Annotated in this window: 15 protein-coding genes and 1 pseudogene; 8 read left to right on the plus strand and 8 right to left on the minus strand. The window is 72.4% G+C overall.

Translation table 11 applies throughout. The annotated features are described in order from the left end of the window. Window positions 1–124 precede the first annotated feature (124 nt). From ACIQM0_RS06050 to ACIQM0_RS06070, 5 genes are read left to right on the plus strand one after another with little or no spacing between them, the layout of a single operon-like run. Complete coding sequence (locus tag ACIQM0_RS06050; RefSeq protein WP_401283897.1) at window positions 125–3,094, plus strand: nitrate- and nitrite sensing domain-containing protein; 2,970 nt, start codon at window positions 125–127, stop codon at window positions 3,092–3,094. Continuing rightward, window positions 3,091–3,570 (plus strand): roadblock/LC7 domain-containing protein, encoded by a 480-nt coding sequence (locus ACIQM0_RS06055; RefSeq protein ID WP_401283899.1) that lies wholly within the window; start codon window positions 3,091–3,093, stop codon window positions 3,568–3,570. The genes ACIQM0_RS06050 and ACIQM0_RS06055 overlap by 4 nt, the downstream gene beginning before the upstream one ends. Next, window positions 3,567–3,983: a DUF742 domain-containing protein gene (locus ACIQM0_RS06060; RefSeq protein WP_362960863.1), complete on the plus strand. Its 417-nt coding sequence runs from the start codon at window positions 3,567–3,569 to the stop codon at window positions 3,981–3,983. The genes ACIQM0_RS06055 and ACIQM0_RS06060 overlap by 4 nt, the downstream gene beginning before the upstream one ends. Beyond that, a complete protein-coding gene (locus ACIQM0_RS06065; RefSeq protein ID WP_401283901.1) occupies window positions 3,964–4,614 on the plus strand; it encodes a GTP-binding protein in 651 nt (216 codons plus the stop codon). The genes ACIQM0_RS06060 and ACIQM0_RS06065 overlap by 20 nt, the downstream gene beginning before the upstream one ends. 30 nt (window positions 4,615–4,644) lie before the next feature. Next, complete coding sequence (locus ACIQM0_RS06070) at window positions 4,645–5,886, plus strand: styrene monooxygenase/indole monooxygenase family protein (protein ID WP_401283903.1); 1,242 nt, start codon at window positions 4,645–4,647, stop codon at window positions 5,884–5,886. A gap of 91 nt (window positions 5,887–5,977) precedes the next feature. Here the strand turns inward: ACIQM0_RS06070 and ACIQM0_RS06075 are convergent, their stop codons facing one another. From ACIQM0_RS06075 to ACIQM0_RS06095, 5 genes are all read right to left on the minus strand, one after another. Beyond that, window positions 5,978–7,159: an NlpC/P60 family protein gene (locus tag ACIQM0_RS06075; RefSeq protein ID WP_401283905.1), complete on the minus strand. Its 1,182-nt coding sequence runs from the start codon at window positions 7,157–7,159 to the stop codon at window positions 5,978–5,980. Between the two features lie 161 nt (window positions 7,160–7,320). After that, window positions 7,321–9,864: a PQQ-binding-like beta-propeller repeat protein gene (locus ACIQM0_RS06080; RefSeq protein WP_401283907.1), complete on the minus strand. Its 2,544-nt coding sequence runs from the start codon at window positions 9,862–9,864 to the stop codon at window positions 7,321–7,323. Between the two features lie 94 nt (window positions 9,865–9,958). Next, entirely contained in the window at window positions 9,959–10,225 is a 267-nt protein-coding gene (locus tag ACIQM0_RS06085) for a hypothetical protein (protein WP_385036124.1), read from the minus strand. 17 nt (window positions 10,226–10,242) lie between these two features. Then, window positions 10,243–10,995, minus strand: coding sequence for a TetR/AcrR family transcriptional regulator (locus ACIQM0_RS06090; RefSeq protein ID WP_401283909.1), 753 nt, complete (start codon window positions 10,993–10,995; stop codon window positions 10,243–10,245). A gap of 38 nt (window positions 10,996–11,033) precedes the next feature. Next, window positions 11,034–11,969 (minus strand): diiron oxygenase, encoded by a 936-nt coding sequence (locus ACIQM0_RS06095; protein WP_401283911.1) that lies wholly within the window; start codon window positions 11,967–11,969, stop codon window positions 11,034–11,036. A gap of 178 nt (window positions 11,970–12,147) precedes the next feature. On the opposite strand from ACIQM0_RS06095, the gene ACIQM0_RS06100 reads away from it, so the two are divergent. The 3 genes and pseudogenes from ACIQM0_RS06100 to ACIQM0_RS06110 all read left to right on the plus strand — a co-directional run bounded on the left by ACIQM0_RS06100 (window position 12,148) and on the right by ACIQM0_RS06110 (window position 14,576). Then, window positions 12,148–13,266: a ferritin-like domain-containing protein gene (locus tag ACIQM0_RS06100; protein WP_401283913.1), complete on the plus strand. Its 1,119-nt coding sequence runs from the start codon at window positions 12,148–12,150 to the stop codon at window positions 13,264–13,266. A gap of 19 nt (window positions 13,267–13,285) precedes the next feature. Beyond that, window positions 13,286–13,666: pseudogene (locus tag ACIQM0_RS06105) on the plus strand (ADP-ribosylglycohydrolase family protein); the annotation flags it as partial. A gap of 58 nt (window positions 13,667–13,724) precedes the next feature. Then, window positions 13,725–14,576, plus strand: coding sequence for a hypothetical protein (locus ACIQM0_RS06110; RefSeq protein ID WP_401283914.1), 852 nt, complete (start codon window positions 13,725–13,727; stop codon window positions 14,574–14,576). A gap of 102 nt (window positions 14,577–14,678) precedes the next feature. Here ACIQM0_RS06110 and ACIQM0_RS06115 read toward each other — a convergent pair whose 3' ends face one another. The 3 genes from ACIQM0_RS06115 to ACIQM0_RS06125 are packed head-to-tail and all read right to left on the minus strand — an operon-like array spanning window position 14,679 to window position 18,622. Next, entirely contained in the window at window positions 14,679–15,746 is a 1,068-nt protein-coding gene (locus tag ACIQM0_RS06115; protein ID WP_401283916.1) for an amidase family protein, read from the minus strand. Between the two features lie 4 nt (window positions 15,747–15,750). Continuing rightward, the gene (locus ACIQM0_RS06120; RefSeq protein WP_401283918.1) at window positions 15,751–17,208 is read right to left on the minus strand and encodes a peptidoglycan D,D-transpeptidase FtsI family protein; all 1,458 of its coding nucleotides are present in this window, start codon (window positions 17,206–17,208) and stop codon (window positions 15,751–15,753) included. 34 nt (window positions 17,209–17,242) lie between these two features. Continuing rightward, the gene (locus ACIQM0_RS06125; RefSeq protein ID WP_401283920.1) at window positions 17,243–18,622 is read right to left on the minus strand and encodes an FtsW/RodA/SpoVE family cell cycle protein; all 1,380 of its coding nucleotides are present in this window, start codon (window positions 18,620–18,622) and stop codon (window positions 17,243–17,245) included. Window positions 18,623–18,673: the final 51 nt, after the last annotated feature.

The following is an 18,673-nucleotide window of genomic DNA, read 5'->3' on the forward strand; positions in this document are numbered from 1 at the left end:
GATGTGCGCCCCCCTCTCAAAAGCACTGGAATGGTCAGAAGCCGTACCAGGGGTCGGGGCGCTCCTTCAAGTGGCCTTGCGTCACCTCTGCTTCAAGGCGGACGAGTCAAGATTGCGAGCACCGGTGCAGAAGAAGCGGCCTCGGAGCAAGGGCGGCAAGAACAGCGGTTCCGAGGTGGCGCCTTCGGCGCCGGCTGAAGGCGGGCGCCGCGTGCGCGTCCGCAGTCGGCTGGTCGCGGGAGTCGCGGTCGTCGGGATCACCGTCATAGCCGCGGGGGCCCCGGCAGCCCTCAGTGCCTCCTCCGATCTGACCGACTCACAGCGGCTGGTCACCCTCGCGGAGCTGAACCAGCAGGCCATCGCGCTGGCGCACTCCCTCGCGGACGAGCGCGACGAGGTCACCGCGTACATCGCGGCCGGCCGACAGGGGAAGCCCGGCGGGACCGGCGCCACCGGGAGCCGGAGTGCCCGCGTCGACCAGCAGGTGGACGAGATCGAGGACGCGGCCCCGGCCGTCCTGCGCCGCGACCTCTCCACCATCCCCTCGCTGCGCCGCGACGCGGTCAGCGGCAAGGGATCCGCGCTGGAGGCCCATCAGTCGTACTCCGAGGTCATCGCCAAGCTCCACGGCCTCGCCGACGAACTCGCGGAGAAGACCCCGCCGCGCGCCGCCGGCTCCGGCCGCGCCCCGCTCGCGCTCGGGCAGGCCACCGAGCACGCCTCGGCCACCCGGGGGCTGCTGCTCGCCGCGCTCGCCGTGCCCCGCAAGGAGCCGGTGACGCAGACCGACCCGTTCACCGGGCTGCCCGTCGAGACCCAGGACGAGGGCGACACCAAGGACGACCGCGCCCGGGACGAGCTGAGCGCCGCCGCCCAGCAGGCCAGGGTCGGCGAGCTCTCCTCGCTCGCCGACTTCGACCAGGCGGCCGGGGCCACCGCCCGCGACAAGCTCGCCTCCACCGTCACCGGCCCCGAGGTCAACAGCGCGGAGAAGTACCTCGCCGAGCTCACCGACCGCCCCGAGCTCTCCGACTCCGATCAGAAGGTCAACAGCAAGAAGACCGGGTCCGCGCTCTCCGCCCGGATCGACCGGATGCGAAGCGTCGAGTCCGCGCTCGGCACCGCCCAGGTCCACCGGCTGGAGCAGCTGCGTGACGACGACGTCACCGCGCTCGAACTGCGGATCGCGCTGCTCGGCGGCTGCCTGCTGATCGCCGTCGGCGTCTCCACCGCCGTGGCCCGCACCCTCACCCAGCCGCTCGCCGTGCTGCGGATCGGCGCCGCCCGGCTCGCCACGGAACCCGACAACGCCGAACCGGTCCGCTACACCGGCCGCAACGACGAGTTCGCCCAGGTCGTGCGGTCCATCAACACCCTGCACGGCCGGCTGCACGGACTGCTCCGCGAGTTCAACGGGCGGTTCGACAGCCTGGAGACCGAGCGGGCCGAGCTGATCGCCGGCCGCGAGGCGCTCACCCTCCAGCGCGCCGAACTCCAGGTGCACACGGCCGATCTGACGGCCCAGCTGGAGAAGCTGAAGAACACCGTCCACCACACCTTCGTCAACCTCTCGCTGCGCAACCTCGGCCTCGTCGAGCGCCAGCTCGGCGTCATCGAGTCGCTGGAGGAGCGAGAGCAGGACCCGGACCGGCTCGCCACGCTCTTCAAGCTCGACCACATGGCCACGGTCATGCGCCGCCACAGCGAGAACATGCTGGTCCTCGCGGGCGCCGAGCACGGACACGGGCACCCGGGACCGATTCCGCTGGTCGACGTCCTGCGCGCGGCGGTCAGCGAGATCGAGCGGTACGAGCGGGTCACCATCCAGTCCCTGCCGCCGCACGCCCAGATCGCCGGATTCGCCGCCGACGACCTCAGCCACCTCGTCGCCGAACTCCTGGAGAACGCCACCTCCTTCTCGCCGCCCGACTCCCATGTCCAGCTCTCCGGCTGGCTGCTGGAGACCGGCGAGGTCATGCTCTCCGTGCAGGACGAGGGCATCGGCATGTCGTCCGTGCGGATGGGCGAGCTCAACACCCGGCTGGGCGACCCGTCGCTCTTCGAGGCGGGCGAGCAGAACGCGGACGGAGCCGGTCTCGGCCTCCAGGTGACGTCGCTGCTGGCCGCGCGCCACGCCGTACGGGTCCAGTTGCGCGAGCAGCAGGGCAGCGGGGTGACCGTCGTCGTCGTACTGCCCAAGGCCCTGCTGCCGAAGGCGCCGCCGACCGCCACCCCGCCGCCGGTCACCGCACCCGGTGACGCGCCCGCCCTGAACCTGCCGGGATCGGTCGCCGAGGCCAACTCCAACGCACTGCCGAGCCGCACCCCGGCACTGCCCGGCGACCCGCTGATCGCGGCGGCCGAGCAGACGATCGCCGAGTCCGGGGCCGTCGACGCGCCCTCCGCCGAGAGCCCTCCCCAGGCCGTCCCCGACCACGCGCCCCCCGCCGCACCCGAGCCCGAGCCGGAGGCCGCGCCCGAGCGGACCCCGGAGGCCGCCGGCCCGACGCACTCCGAGCAGCCCCCGGAGTCCGAGGCCGAGATCACGATGCAGGTCAGGCTGCCCCGGGTCCCCGAGTCCGACGACGCACCCGAGGCCGTCCACGCCCCCGGCCTCGGGGACGGCCCCGAGTCCACGCTCGCGTCCGGCCCGTACGCCATCGGCCCCGACCGCCACGAGCGCACCGCCGACGGGGGCCCGCAGCCCGGGGACACCCCGCCCCCGGCCCCCGCACCCGTCACCGCCTCCGTGGCCGACGCCCTGCCCGGACCGCGCCACCCGGAGCCCGAGAGGATCACCGACAAGGGGCTGCCCAAGCGCACCCCCAAGGTCGTCGCGCCCACCGCGGCCCCCGCTGCCGACCGCAAGAGCAGCATGGACAAGGACGCTCTGCGCCGCCGTCTGGGCGGCTTCCACCAGGGCGCGAAGGACGGCCGCAGGGATGTCGAGGCGGAGATCGCCGAATCGTCCGCCACGCCGGAGTCCCCCGTTCCGGCCGGCCGCACCGCGGGTACAGGCCACACTGAGGCGGCCGACCGTACCGACGGTCGAACCGATGAGACGGGGGACACAGTCGAGGAGGCACGCAGTTGACTGCGCCCAGCACATTCGGGCTGAGCACCGAGGCCCGGAACCTGCAGTGGTTGCTCAGCAATCTGGTCGAGGAGGTGCCAGGGGTTCACTCGGTCACCGTCGTCTCGTCCGACGGCCTGATGCTGCTCTCCTCCGACCCCGGCCACCAGAACACCCCGACGGAGGCCCGGGAGAACGGCCCCCGGGGCTCCAGCGCCGACCTGGCGACCATCGTCTCCGGTATCGGCAGCCTCACCATCGGCGCCGCGAAGCTGATGGAGGGCGGCGGCGTCAAGCAGACCATGGTCGCCATGGAGGAGGGCAGCGTCTTCGTCATGTCGATCAGTGACGGCTCACTCCTCGGTGTGCACGCCACCCCCGACTGCGACATGAGCGTCATCGCCTACCACATGGCGCTCTTCGTCGGCCGTGCCGGCCACGTACTCACCCCCGAACTCCGCAGTGAGCTGCGCAAATCGATGGAGAGCGCCCAGTGACCCCCGCCGCCGCCGAACCCGCCCGCAGGCTCCCCGTCCGGGGGGCGGAGAAACGGCCCGCACGGGTCCGCCCGTACTCGCTGACCGGTGGCCGCACCCGGTTCGGCCACGTGCTGCTCGTCGAGACGTTCGTGGCCGCGCTCGAAGCACCCGACGAGCGCCGCGAACTGACCAACGGGAACCTGGCCTCGCGCGTCATGCCGGAGCTCCAGGCCATCGTCGAGATCTGCCGCCGGATGCGTACCGTCGCGGAGATCTCCGCACTGCTGAAGATGCCGCTCGGGGTGGTCCGGGTGCTGCTCAGCGACTTGGCCGACCAGGGAAAGATCCGCGTGTACGGGACCGGGCACGGCACCGGCCAGCCCGACCGCGCACTGCTCGAAAGGGTGCTCAATGGACTCCGCCGTCTCTGAGTCGCCGCTCTTCGCCCCGCGTCAGCCGGGGCCCAGGGACCAGGCCGACGAAGCGCTGCAGGCCTGGCAGCTCGACCACACCAGGGCCCCGATCGCCACGAAGATAGTGGTCGCGGGCGGCTTCGGCGTGGGCAAGACGACCTTCGTGAGCTCGGTCTCCGAGATCACCCCGCTGAAGACCGAAGCGATGATGACCCAGGCCAGCGAGGAGACCGACGACCTCAGCGCGACGCCGGACAAGGTCACCACGACCGTCGCCATGGACTTCGGCCGGCTCACGCTCGACGACGACCTCGTGCTGTACGTCTTCGGCACACCGGGTCAGCAGCGCTTCTGGTTCATGTGGGACGACCTGGTGCGCGGCGCGATCGGAGCGGTCGTGATGGCCGACACCCGCCGGCTCGCCGACTGCTTCCCGGCCCTCGACTACTTCGAGAGCTGCGGACTGCCGTACATCGTGGCCGTCAACCACTTCGAGGGAACACCGGGGTTCGAGGCCGAGGACGTCAGGGAGGCCCTGACCGTGCCTCCGCAGGTGCCTGTTGTGATCATGGACGCGCGTAACAGGATCACCGTCGTCGAGGCGCTGCTGGCCCTGGTGGGCCACGCCCTCGACGCAACCCCGGCATAGCTCGCACGTCACACACAACGGAGAACCGCGATGCGGAAGATACTCATAGTCGGAGCCGGACAGTCCGGGCTCCAGCTCGCTCTGGGACTGCAGTCCAGAGGGTACGAAGTCACCCTGATGTCCAACCGCACCGCTGACGAGATCCGTTCGGGCCGGGTCATGTCGACCCAGTGCATGTTCCACACCGCGCTCCAGTACGAGCGGGACTACCAGCTCAACTTCTGGGAGTCCCAGGCCCCGCGCATCGAGGGCCTCGGCGTCTCGGTCGCCGCACCCGACTCCTCACGCGCCGTCGACTGGGTCGGCAAGCTGGACGGCTTCGCCCAGTCCGTGGACCAGCGCGTGAAGATGGCCGGCTGGATGGACACCTTCGCCCAGCGCGGCGGACAGCTCGTCATCCACGGCGCGGCCGTCTCGGACCTGGACTACTTCTCCCGCACGTACGACCTGGTGATGGTCTCGGCGGGCAAGGGCGAGCTGGTCTCCATGTTCGGCCGGGACGCCTCCCGTTCGCCGTTCGACGCCCCGCAGCGCGCCCTGGCCGTCGCGTACGTCCACGGCATGGGCCCGCGCCCCGAGCACCCCGAGTTCGACGCGGTCCGCTGCAACCTGGTCCCGGGCATCGGCGAGCTGTTCGTGATGCCGACCCTGACCACGTCAGGCCGCGCCGACATCCTCTTCTGGGAAGGCGTCCCGGGCGGTCCGATCGACGTCTTCCAGGGCATCAAGGACCCCTCGGAGCACCTCGCCAAGACGCTGGAGCTCATGGAGCGGTTCACCCCGTGGGAGTACGCACGCGCCACGAAGGTCGAACTGACCGACGCCAACGGCACCCTGGCGGGCCGTTACGCCCCGACCGTCCGCAAGCCGATCGGCCGGCTGCCCGGCGGCGGTCTGGTGCTCGGCGTCGCGGACGTGGTCGTCGCCAACGACCCGATCACCGGGCAGGGTTCCAACTCGGCCTCCAAGTGCGCGAACGCCTACCTGGACTCGATCATCGAGCACGGCGACGGCGAGTTCGACGCGGCGTGGATGCAGTCCACGTTCGACCGCTACTGGGACACCGCCCAGCACGTCACGAAGTGGACGAACGCGATGCTCGGCGTCCCGCCGGAGCACGTGCTGAACCTGATCGGTGCCGGCGGCCAGCTCCAGCCGGTCGCCGACCGCTTCGCGAACGGCTTCAACGACCCGGCGGACTTCGACAACTTCTTCTTCGAGCCCGAGAAGACGAACGCGTACCTCGCCTCGCTCGCGAGTCCGGCCGCCTGAGCGCCCCGTACCGCCTGAACGAACCGGCCGGACCGGGACCCGTCGCCATCGCCGGCGGTCCCCGGCCCGGCCGGCGTGCGTGCGGCGGCCGTTACCCGGTGGGGGCCGTGGAGACGCTGTAGCCCTCGTCGGAGCCCGTGGAGGCCCCCTGGGGGAGCCTCGGCGGCTTGTACGTACGCAGCGGGGCGCTCTCCGGGTCCGGCCGGACGGCGCCCAGCAGCGGATTCGACGCCAGCGGCGAGACCTTCACCCGGGAGCCCGGCCGGGGCGCCTGCACCACGAGGCCGTTGCCGATGTACAGCGCCACATGTGTGGCCTTCGGGAAGTAGATCACCAGATCACCCGGGCGCAGCGCGCTCACCGGCACCTTCCGCAGCTGCCGCCACTGCTCCTGCGAGGTCCGCGGAATGGTGCGGCCGGCGCTGGCCCAGGCCTGCGAGGTGAGGCCGGAGCAGTCGAACGAGCCGGGACCCTCCGCGCCCCACACGTACGGCTTGCCGATCTGCCGGACCGCGTACCGGACCGCCTCGCCGCCCTCCTGCGACGGCGGCCGGGTCGAGGAGAGGGAGCCGGAGGCGGCCAGCGCGCCCTGGGCCTCGGCCGTGCCCTTCTGTTCGAGGCCGGACAGCGCGGCGAGCTGGTCGGCGGAGAGCGTGGCGAGCATCGCCTCGACCTCCTTGAGGCGCTTGTTCACCGCGTCGCGTTCCTTCTTCTGCCGCGCGGCCAGCACCTGCTGCCGGTCGAGCACCTTGCGGGACTCCCTCGCCAGCTCGTCGGCACGCTTCTCGGCGCCGGTGAGCCGCTTCACGGCCGCCACCCGGCCGGCGGCCAGCCGCTGGATGACCTGCCCCTGGTCCAGGGCCTGTTGGGGGTTACGGGACAGCAGCAGCCGCAGGTACGAGGAGAAGTCGGAACGGCCCTGGTACTGCTCGCGGGCCAGCCGCCCGGCGGCGTCGCGGCCGCGGGACAGCGAGAGCCGGGCGGTGACGAGGGCGGAGTCCAGCTTCGCCGCCTCCGCCTTCCGCTTCTTCAGCTCGGCCGCCGTCCCGTTGTAGGTCTCGGTGGCCTCCTCCGCCTGCTGGTACAGGTTCTGGAGCCGGCTCAGCAGCGCGGCGGGACTGCCGGCGGCCGCCTCCGGGGCGGCGGCGCCCGCGCTGCCGGTGCCGGGGTCCGCGGGTGCGGGAGAGGGGGCGGCCGCGGCGGCGGCCGGTGAGGTCACGACGACGGCTGCCAGCGCCGTCGCACAGATGGAGCGCAAGACACTGCCCGGCACGACATCACCTCCGATAGCGGGGTGAATCGTCGGACTACCCCATAAGTGAGCGCAATTCCTCCATACGCTCACCTGCCGTCAGGTGATTCAAGGACCGGGGCGCGTGGCGGCGGCCCGATCCCCCGGAAGGCGGCGGACCGGGCCGCTCTCCGGGCCCGCGGTCAGTCGACCGGGAACGCGTAGAACACCCGGCCGCGCCGGACGACGGCACTCTTCCCGGAGGCCAGCACCTGGTACCTGGTGGTGGCCGTCGCGCCCTTCGGGTCCTGCTCCCCGATGTCCTGGAACTTCCACAGCCGCCGCCCGTCGGCCGCCCCGAACGCCGTGACCTGGCCGGAGCTCGCCGCGAGCAGCGTCCCGCCGGTGCCGCTGACGGTGATCACGGGAGTCACGTCGGTGCGCGGCCCCTCCGTCGACCGCAGCCAGCGCAGCCGCCCCGTCTCCCGGTCGACCGCGCCCACCTCCTGGTTGCTGTTGGTGGTGTGCAGCAGCGCGCCGGCCTCGACCGAGTTCCCGAAGTGGGAGCCGCGGCTGCCGTTGAGCGTCCACTTCGGCTTCCCGTCGGACGTCCCGAAGGCCCGGAGATCGTCACCGGCCGCCGCGTACAGCAGGCCGTCCGCATCGCCCACGGCCGCACCGCCGGGCGTCACGCCGGCGAACGACTCGGTCCACTTCGCCTTTCCGGTCTTCCGGTCGAAGCCGCGGAACCTGCCCTTGCCCTTGGCCGCCTTCACGTCCGCCGGGGTGAGCGTCAGCTGGCTCTGCCGCAGGACGATGTCGTCGGGCCGCACCGCGATCAGCCGGTACACCGGCGCCGCCGGGCCGCGGCCGTTGGGCACCGGTGTGCGCCACAGCTCCTTGCGCTGCTCGATGTCGTACCCGAACAGGAACGACGTGACGACCTGCTTGTCCTTCCCGCGCTTCTTGCCCTTCTTCGGCTTGGGGGCCTTCACGGTGGTCCTGGTGGAGCCGGTGAACCAGACGGTGGACCCGGACGCGCCGACGAGCTCGGGCACCGTCAGGTGCGGAGCGCCGTCGAACCCGTCGGCGTACGCCATCCGGTGGGCCACCCGGCCGTCCTTCGCCGACAGCCACAGGAACTCGGCCGGACCCGCGACGAAGCAGAACTCCTTGCCGGCCGGCAGGGCGGCCTGGCCCTTCGCGGCGTCCGCGCTCTCCCAGACCCGGCGGCCGGTGCGCAGGTCGAGGGCGGACGCATGGGTCTCGTCGGTCACCACCAGCAGCCGGTCGTTCCAGACGGCGGCGGTCAGGGGGGCGGGCTCGGACTCCGGGTGCGTGTGGATCCAGCGCGGCTGCGGAGGCAGCCCCGCGATGACGGGCCGGCTGGTGCTCGGGGAGGGCTTGGCGTCGTCCGCGGACTTCGCGTCGTCGCCCGGCCCGAGCGCCAGCACCCCGCCGCCCCCGACGAGGAGACCGGCGGCGCCGGCCGCCGCCGCGATCAGCACGGTCCGGCGGTCGGCCGCGGCGGGCTTGGCGGCGGCCGGGAGGGGAAGCGGGGCGGCGGGAAGGAACGCCGCGGGCGCGGGCAGGGCCGGGGGAGCCGGTGGCCCGGCGGGGAGGGCGGCCGGGGGACCGGGCAGCTCACGCGGCATCGAGAGCTGCGCCGTCGCCAGATCGGGCCGCGGGGCGCGGTGGTCGATGATCCCGAACTGGGCGGTCCGGGTGTCCCGGCCGGGAGCGGGGGACTGGGACCCGCTGTCGGCGGGCGGCGCCGCGGGCACCACGGCGTCCTGCACGTCCTGCGCGTCCGCCGGGTCCTCGGCGGCGGGCGGTGCGGCCTCCAACGCCTGGGCGCGTACGCCCTGTTCGGTCACGGCCGCCGACAGCGTGGCCGGCAGCCAGTGGCTGCCCCTCGCGAGGCCGGCCGCGCCCTCCAGGGCCAGTTCCGCGGCCACCGCGCCCGCCGTCGGCCGGTCGGCCGGGTCCTTCGCCAGGCAGCGGGCGACCAGATCGCGCAAGGCGTCCGGCACGGCGGCCAGTTCGGGGTCGGTGTGGGCGATCCGCTCGGCGGCCTCCGCCGCCGGACCGTCCGCCAGCGGGGTACTGCCGGTCGCCGCGTACGCGAGCAGCAGGCCCAGCACGAACAGGTCGGAGGCCGGACCGGCCTCCCTGCCCTCGACCTGCTCCGGGGTCAGATAGCCGAGCCGCACGGAGAGCTGCCCGCCCGGCCGCGCCTCCGCGTCGGCCGCCGCGCCCAGCGGCCCGAACGCGGTGAGCCGCGGCCCGTCCGCGGCCAGCAGCACCGTCCTGGGGGCGAGACCCTGCAGCACGGCCCCGGTGGCGTGCACCCGCGAGAGGGTCTCCGCGACGCCCGCACCCAGTATCCGCACGGCACGCTCGGGGAGCGGCCCGGCGGTCTCGATCGCCTCGGCGAGGGTCACCGCCGGCACGTACTCCGAGGCCGTCCACGGCAGGTCGTCGTCCCCGGACCCGTCCGGCCGGGTGTCGAGCTGCGCCGCCACCCAGCCGCCGGCCAGCCGGTCCGCGGTCCGCGCCTCCGCCTGGAAGCGCCGCCTGAAGGCGGGCAGCGCGGCCAGCGCGGGCCGCGCCGCGGTGATCACGGCGAGTTCCCGCGGGGCCGTGCCGCGCGCGAGGTACTGGACCGCCGCGGCCGTCTCACGCAGCCGTGCCAGCGTCGTGTACGGGCCGAAGCGGCGTGGATCGTCCTGACGCAGCGCTTCCATGGCGCACCCCCTGTGTGACCGTCCTCGGACCGGATCATCGATCCTACGGTCTCCCCCGAGACGGGGAGCCTCGCCCCGATTCACCCCATATGCGTCATCCCGGCTTCGACCAGGGCCACTTGGGGCTGTGGCGCTCACGGCCGCCGGGGGCGAACTCGTAGACCCAGCCGCGCTGGATCCCCAGCCGCTTGGAGTGTCCGGCCGGGACCCGCCGGTACGCGTACACGGTGGCCGGTCCGCCGTCGGCGTCCGGGACCGGGACCTCGTACCACTTGGGCGGGTGGCCGGTCGCGCCGACGAGTACGGGCAGGACCCGTCCGTCGAGCGGCCCGCCGGTGAAGGGGGTGTTCTCGCTTCTCACCGCCCCAGTCTGACCGATCAGCCCGGGGGCAGCAGATGTGCCGCCTCGCCGACCACCGGGATCAGCCGGTCCGCCAGCCGGCCGGCCGGGCCCGCCGCGGTCTCCAGGGGCAGCAGCTCGGCCACGGCGGCGGCGGTCGCCGGGTCCGTGGCCGCGGTGACCGCGAGGAGTCCGATGAACTGGTCGACGAGCCAGTCGCGCAGCTCGGAGGCGGCGGGCTGCTTCTCCTCGTCCAGCCAGATCAGCGAGGCGGCCTCGACTGCCGCGATCCAGGTGCGCACCATCATCCGCAGCCGCGGTCCGGGATCGCTGCCCGCGCCCCGGCCCAGGTGCAGGAGTATCTGCTCGGCCGCCGCCCGCCGTACCTCGTCGACGATCGTGCCCGTACGGGACGTCTCGGCGACGCTGCCGCCGCGCAGCAGTGCGCTGAAGCCGGCGTCGTGCTGGTCGACGAAGGTGAGATAGCGGTCCAGGACCCGTGTCACCCGTTCCGTGGGCGGGCCCACGGCCGGTTCGGCGAAGCACAGGATCAGTTCCTCGGCGGCGGACCTGAGGGCCGCCTCGTACAACTGCTGGCGTCCGCCCGGGAAGTAGCGGTAGACCAGCGGCCGGGAGACCCCGGCGACCGTCGCGACCTCGTCGAGCGAGACCTCGTCGGGGGCCCGGTGCGCGAAGAGGGTGAGTGCCGCACCGAGGAGCTGGGTGCGGCGTTCCTCGACGCTGAGCCTTCGGTACGCACGGTTCGGCGGCGCGGCTGCGGCAGGGGTCATACCGGCCAGCGTAAGCGCTGGTGCCGCGTCCGGGGCCGTCAGGCGAGCAGGCCCGAGCTCTTCCACAGCCTGCGTCCCACCCCGTTGAGGACCCCGATGTCGTCGAAGAAGTCGGTCAGCCGCTTGGCCCCCGACTGCATGACCTCGGCCCGGTGCCCGCTCGCCCGCACCTGGGCCGCGGCCTCCTCGGGGTTCAGCCCGACGTTCGCGTACACCTGCGGATTGACGAAGCAGACGGAGAAGACACGGGCCGCCTGGCCGCAGCTGACCCGGGTGAGCTCGCGCTCCCAGCGGGGCGCGGTCACCATCTGGCGGCGCAGTTCCTCGCGGGCGTAGCGGACGTGCCGGGCCTCCTCGACCACGTGGATGCGGGTCACGCCGCGCACCAGGGTCTGGACGCGCTCGTCCGGGAAGGTCAGCCGCTGCATCCAGTCGAGGATCTCCTCGCCGAGCAGGGTGGCCGCGAACGAACCGGGCGTGGTGGACACGGTCTTCAGCACCCGGGCGAGGTTGTGGTACCTCCGCGGGACCGGGTAGCAGGGCGCCCCGCCCCAGGTGATCATCCGGCCGAACATCATCGAGTGCCGGCACTCGTCGGCTATCTCGGTGAGCGCGTAGCGGACGTGGTTGCTGGTCACCGGCTTGTCGTAGACGTGCCGCACCAGCAGCTGCATGAGGATGATCTCGAACCAGATGCCGAGCGAGGCCAGCGAGGCCGACTCGTGCCGGGCCAGGTCCTGCCGCTGCTCCTGCGACATCCTCCGCCACATCGGGGTGTCGTAGAGGGAGATCAGCTCGGGCGGCCAGAACCACTTGCCGTCCTCGGCCGCCGCGTCCCAGTCGAGCTCCTTGTCGGGGTCGAAGGAGTGCTTGGCCGAGGCCTCCAGCAGCCGTTCGGCGATCTGCTCGCGGTCCCGGAGCGGGCCGAGGGCGTCGCGGAGCAGCTGTACATCGTGTTCGGTCGCTGACGTCATGGCTGGAGGCACCTCGCACATGGGTTACCGGCGGTCACTCCTTATGAGACCGTCTGTCAGCAAGCTCGTCAATCCCTTGCGCACGACTTGTTGACCCGGCGTCTACCAACGTGTGAACCTGCCAACTGAGCCAATCGACAGGTGATTTGTCGGAGCATGCGAGGCGAAGGAGCCGTCCATGTCGACCCACGACCTCTACACCACCGCCCCCGACCAGCCGCTGTGGACGGTGCCCGCTTCGGGCGCCGCCCGCTTCAGCTGGGACTACGACGACGGCCGCGAGCGCCTCCTCGCCCTGTACCAGAAGGGCAAGGACAAGCAGTGGGACGGCAACAAGCGTATCGACTGGAGCCTGGAGGTCGATCCCACCGACCCGCTCGGCACCCCCGACGAGGCCCTCACCCTGTACGGCACCCCGTACTGGGCGAAGATGACCGAGAAGGACCGGGGCGAACTGCGCAAGCACTACACCTCCTGGCAGTTCAGCCAGTTCCTCCACGGTGAGCAGGGCGCGATGGTCTGCGCGGCCCGGATCGTGGAGTCCGTCCCCGATCTGGACGCCAAGTTCTACTCCGCGACCCAGACCATGGACGAGGCCCGGCACGCGGAGATCTACGGCCGGTTCCTGCACGAGAAGATCGGGATGCTGTACCCGGTCAACGACAACCTCCAGGGCCTGCTGGGCGACACCCTGCGCGACTCCCGCTGGGACATGCCCTACCTCGGCATGCAGGTCCTCATCGAGGGGCTGGCCCTGGCCGCCTTCGGCATGATCCGCGACACCACGACCAAGCCGCTGCCCAAGCAGATCCTCGCGTACGTCATGCAGGACGAGGCCCGCCATGTGGCCTTCGGCCGGATGGCGCTGCGCGACTACTACAAGCAGCTGAGCGACGCGGAACTGCGCGAGCGCGAGGAGTTCGTCATCGAGGGCTGCTACCTGATGCGCGACCGGCTCAGCGGAGTGGAGGTGCTGGAGAACTTCGGCATCGCCAAGCAGGAGGCGAAGGAGCTCTCCGAGCACTCCGAGTACCTCCAGCTCTTCCGCAAGCTGCTGTTCAGCCGCATCGTCCCGTGCGTCAAGGACATCGGGCTGTGGGGCGAGCGCCTGCAGAAGGCGTACGTCGACATGGGCGTCCTCGAACTCGGCGACTCCAGCCTGGACCTGCTCATGGCCCAGGACGAGGAAATAGCCGAACAGCTGGACCGGGACCGCTTCGAGGCCGAGGAGCAAGCGCGGGTGGCGGAGGTCGCGGAGGCGATCGCGGACGGCGGGACGGAGTCGCCGGCCTCCTGAGCGGGGCGGCGCCGGACCAGGCGCCGTGGCGGTCGCGGTCGCCGCGGCACTGGCGGTCCGGGGCGCGTTCACACTGGACGCGGTCCGCGCGCTGACCCCTTCGGGGCTGGTGTGCGACGGTCTGGCGCGGGCCGTCGAGGTGCCGTTCGACACCGAGCCGTGGCGGGCCGCCGACCTGCTCGGCAACGGACAGCGCATCCGCGCGGACGACACGGTGCCGTTCGCCCTGTGGACCGCCGCCCGGCACCCGGACGACCTGGAGGCGGCGCTCTGGGCAACGGCCGAGGGATTCGGGGACGTCGACACCACCTGTGCCATCACCGGCGGGATCGTCGGCGCCGCGGTCGGCGTCGACGGCGTGCCCGCCGAATGGCTCCGGCGCCGCGAGCCGCTGAACTGAACCGGCCGGGCCCGGGGTTCGCATCGGTGTTCGTGGCCCATGACGTAACTTGGGCGCCATGACCACGCCGCCGCCGCAGCCGCCGCAGGGCCCTTACGGAGCACCCCAGGGCCCGTACGGACCGCCGCCGCAGCCCCAGCAGAACCCGTACGGACAGCAGGGCCCGTACGCCCAGCAGCCGCCCCCCGGTCCGCAGCCCTACGGGTATCCGCAGGCACCGCCGCCGGCCTTCGGGTTCCCGCAGGCACCGCCGCCGCGGAAGAAGCGGACCGGGCTGATCGTCGGGATAACCGTCGGCGCGCTGGTGGTGGCCGGCGGCATCGTGTTCGGGGTCGCCCGGCTGGCCGATGCCGGGGCGTCGGCGGTCAGCGGTGAGTTTCCCGCGGCCGAGTACCGGCTGACCGTGCCGAAGAAGCTGCTGGACGAGGAGTACACGCTGCTCAAGGACTCCTCGGCGACCGAGGGGCGGGAGATCGAGGAGACCTACGACCCGAGCATCCGCGATGCGAAGGCCGTCGTCACCCAGTACACCTCCTCCGCCGGCGGCACCCTGGTCATCTCCGGCATGTGGGGACGGATCAAGGGACCGGAGTTCACCCGGGGCAAGATCCTGGAGGGGGCCACGCGGACGGAGGGCCTGACCATCGCCGTACCCGCCAGGGAATTCACACCCGAGGGATACGGGATCACCGTGTCCTGCCAGGTCGCGCGGTCCAAGGAGGGCGCGATCACCAGCACCATCCCGATGTGCGCCTGGGGAGACGGCAACACCGCGTCCTTCGTCGCCGTCGTCACGCCCGAGACCGCGCTCCAGGACCCCGAGAAGGTCGACCTCGACAAGGCCGCGCTGGACACCGCCCGGGTCAGGGCCGAGACGCGCAAGCCGATCGGCGCCACCCAGGCCGGCTGATCAGCTCGTCGCACCGGGCGCAGGGAAGCTCCCGCGCGGAGTGAACGCCCGCTGCGTGGGGCCGTGTTCACGCAGGTGCGGTGGACCGTGGGTCAGTGGCTGTCATGGCCGCAGACCGGTCAGCACCCTTTCCGCCGCACCGGCCATTCCGAGCAGCGCGACATCGGCTCCGCGCCGCGCCACCAGGTGGAGCCCGACCGGGCAGCCGTCAGCGGTGAACCCGGCGGGCACGCTCGCCGCCGGATGTCCGCTCAGGTTGAACACCCAGGTCAGGGCGGTGGAGAAGAGCTCGCCCGGTCCCTCGTGGCCGTGCGGGCGGTTGGGGGTGACCGGGGTGAGGAGCAGGGGTGTGTCCGTGAAGAGGGCGTCCAGCCTGCGGTCGTTCTCCCGCCGGAGCTCCTCGTCGGGCGCCGCCGCCCGGCCGGCGCGCACCGCCTGCCAGGCCGCCGCCGGGTCGAGCAGTTCGCAGCCGGTGTCCGCGAGCCGGATCACCCCGGCCGCCGCCAGCCGCCGCACCGCGCCCCGCACCACCGCCTCGACCTCCGGGTCGACGTCCGCGTACCCGAGGTCCGGGCTGTAGACGGCGCGCAGCGGCAGCTCCGTCACGGCGGGCTCGTACGTGTCCAGGACACAGCGCAGATACAGGTGCGCGTGCGCGGTGGACCGGGCCAGCACCCCGGCGGAGGCGAGCCCCGAGCGGTCGGGGGAGGGCAGCAGGCCGTTGGTCGTCTTGAGGCCGAACACCCCGCACCAGGCCGCCGGGATGCGGACCGACCCGGCCCCGTCGCTCCCGGTCGCCAGCTCCACCAGCCCCGCCGCCACCGCCACCGCGGAGCCCGCGGAGGAACCGCCCGGCGTCCGGTCCGGCCGCCACGGGTTGACCGTGCGGCCGTGGGCGCCGAGACCCCAGGTCTGCCAGTACGTGCCGGGACCCGGCACGGAGGTCGAGCCGACCGGGACACCGCCCGCCGCGATCAGCCGGCGGGCCGCGTACGAGCGGATTCCGGCGGGGCCCTTCACCGCGAACGGGAGCCCGGCCAGCGGCAGCCGGGACGCGCCGGGCAGCCGGGCCAGCGCCTCCTCGCGCCAGACGTCGAGGAAGGCGCGGAGCCGCGGGTCCTCCCGCTCGATCGCGGCCAGCGCCCCGGGCACCTGCCTGGAAGCAGTCATGCGCTCAGTCTCCCAGCGCCGCCTCCATGACGGAACGGGCGATCGGCGCGGCACTGCCGCCGCCACTGATGTCGGCCCGGTCGGCGGCGGCGTCCTCGACGACCACGGCGACCGCGACGGCCGGCCGGGCGGAGTCCTGCGCCTGCGCCCAGGAGATGAACCAGGCGTACGGCGTACCGGTGTTGTCGATGCCGTGCTGCGCCGTGCCGGTCTTGCCGCCGACCGTGGCCCCGTCGATGGCCCCGTTGGCGCCGGTGCCGTCCCGCACCACGTCGATCATCATCCGGCGCAGCTGCGTCGCCGTCCGCGGGTCCATCGCCCGGTGGTAGGAGCGCGACCCCGTGGTGCGGACGGTGGAGCCGCTGTGCGTGGTCGTACGGTCCACCAGGTGCGGGTACATGAGTTCGCCGCCGTTCGCCACGGCCGAGGCCACCATCGCCATCTGCAGCGGGGTCGCCGTGGTGTCGAACTGGCCGATCGAGGAGAGGGCCAGCTGGTCGTCGCTCATGTCGGTGTCGAAGTTGCTCTTCGCCACCCCGGACGGGATCTTCAGCCCGGTGTCGTTGAAGCCGAACTTACCGACCGCGTCCACCATGCCGTCCAGGCCGACCTGGACCCCGAGGTGGGCCATCACGGTGTTGCAGGAGACCCGGATCGCCTCGGCCAGGGAGGCCTTGGCGCAGCCGCTCGCCTCGTTGGGGAGCGTGGTCGTGGTGCCCGGCAGGACGTAGGGGGAGGGGGTGTCGGTCTCGTCGTCCGGGTCGGTGACGACCTCGGCGTCCAGTGCGGCCGCCGCCGTCACGATCTTGAACGTGGAGCCGGGCGGATACGTCTGCCGGATGGCCCGGTTGAGCATCGGCCGGCTCCGTTCCGAGTTGAGCTGCCGCCAGGCGTCGGTGACGGACGAACCGGTACCGGACAGCCGCCCCGGGTCGTACGAGGGGGTCGAGACCAGCGCCAGGATCTTCCCGGTCGTCGGCTCGACGGCCGCGACGGCGCCCCGCCGGCCGCCGAGTCCCTCGTACGCGGCGCGCTGCATGGAGTCCTTGATCGTGGTGACGACGTCGCCGCCGGGCTGCCGGCTGCGGGTGATCTCGTTCCAGAAGGGGAGCGGGGCGAGCATCGGGTCGGTGCCGGAGAGGACCGCGTCCTCGGCGTTCTCCAGCAGGGTGGTGCCGTACGTCTGCGAGGCGTATCCGGTCACGGGGGCGTACAGCGGGCCGTAGCGGTAGGTGCGCTCGTACGCGAGCTGTTCGCCGGTGTCCTTCGAGCCGGTGACGGATCGGCCGTCGACCAGGATGTTGCCGCGGGGCTGGTCGTAACGGTCGATCGTGATGCGGCGGTTGGCGGGGTTGTCGTCGAGGGAGGAGGCCTCGAAGACCTGGACGCGGGCGGCGTTCAGCAGCAGCGCCACGAGCAGCAGCAGGCAGAAGGCGGCGGCGCGCCGGATGTAGCGGATCACGGCCGGGCCTCCCGCACGGTCGACGCGTACGGGATCACAGCTCGTCCTCCAGGATGGGCGCGATGACTCCGGTGTCCACCTGGTCGGGGTGGGGTCTGCGGGCCAGGTCGCTGACCCGGATCAGCAGCGCCACGATGATCCAGTTGGTGACCACGGACGAACCGCCCTGGGCGAGGAACGGCATCGCCATGCCCGTCAGCGGGATCAGCCCCATCACCCCGCCCGCGATCACGAACACCTGGAGCGCCAGGATCGAGGCGAGGCCGATCGAGAGCAGCCGCCCGAACGAGTCGCGCAGGGCGAGCCCGGCCCGGTAGCCGCGCGCCACCAGCAGCGCGTACAGCATGAAGACCGCCGTCAGCCCGGTCAGGCCGAGCTCCTCGCCCGCCGTCGCCAGGATGAAGTCGGACTTGGCGGCGAAGCCGATGAGGATGGAGTGCCCGAGCCCGAGCCCGGTGCCGAGCATCCCGCCGGCCGCGAAGGCGAACAGCGACTGGGCGAGCTGGCCGGGCCCCCGGCCCGCGTCGATGGAGGCGAACGGGTCGATCCAGTCCTGTACCCGGCTGTGCACGTGCGGTTCGAAGGAGCCGACGACGAACGCGCCGACGGCGGCGAGCAGCAGCCCGACGGCGATCCAGCCGGTGCGGCCGGTCGCCACGTACAGCATGATCACGAACAGGCCGAAGAAGAGCAGCGAGGTGCCCAGGTCGCGTTCCAGGACCAGCACTCCGACGCTGAACAGCCAGATCGCCACGATGGGGCCGAGCACCCGGCCGGTGGGGAGCTGGAGCTTCCAGATCTTGCGGCCGGTGTACGCGAGGGCGTTGCGGTTCGCCGCGAGGTAGGCGGCGAAGAACACGGCGAGCAGGATCTTGGCGAACTCGCCCGGCTGGAAGGAGAATCCGCCGACCCTGATCCAGATCTTGGCGCCGTTCACGGCGGGGAAGAAGATCGGCACGATCATCAGGGCGAGGGCGGCGGTGACCGAGAGGTACGCGTACCGCTGGAGCACCCGGTGGTCGCGCAGGAACACCACCACCGCGATGAAGAACGCGACGCCGAGCGTGGACCAGACCAACTGGGTGGGGGCCGCCTGGTCCTTCGGGGTCTCCAGGTCGAGCCGGTAGATCAGCACCAGGCCGAGGCCGTTGAGCAGGACGGCGATGGGCAGCACCAGTGGATCGGCGTACGGGGCGCGGAAGCGGACGGCGAGATGGGCGAGCAGCGCGAGCAGCCCGAGGCCGCCGCCGTACCCGGCGACATCGGGCGGGACCGCGTTGTTCCTGGCCAGACCGACGGCGGCGTAGCCGTAGACGGAGATGAGGACGGCCCCGATGAGGAGCGAGAGTTCCACACCGCGCCGCTTGGGCAGGCGCAGCTCGGGCGGGGGCGCGTCCGCTGTCGTTGCGGTCATGCCAGGCAACGTAGCAAGAGGTGGGGGTTATTTCCCTTATGTGTTAGTGCG

It is taken from the genome of Streptomyces sp. NPDC091387, from assembly GCF_044756945.1.
Classification (GTDB): domain Bacteria; phylum Actinomycetota; class Actinomycetes; order Streptomycetales; family Streptomycetaceae; genus Streptomyces.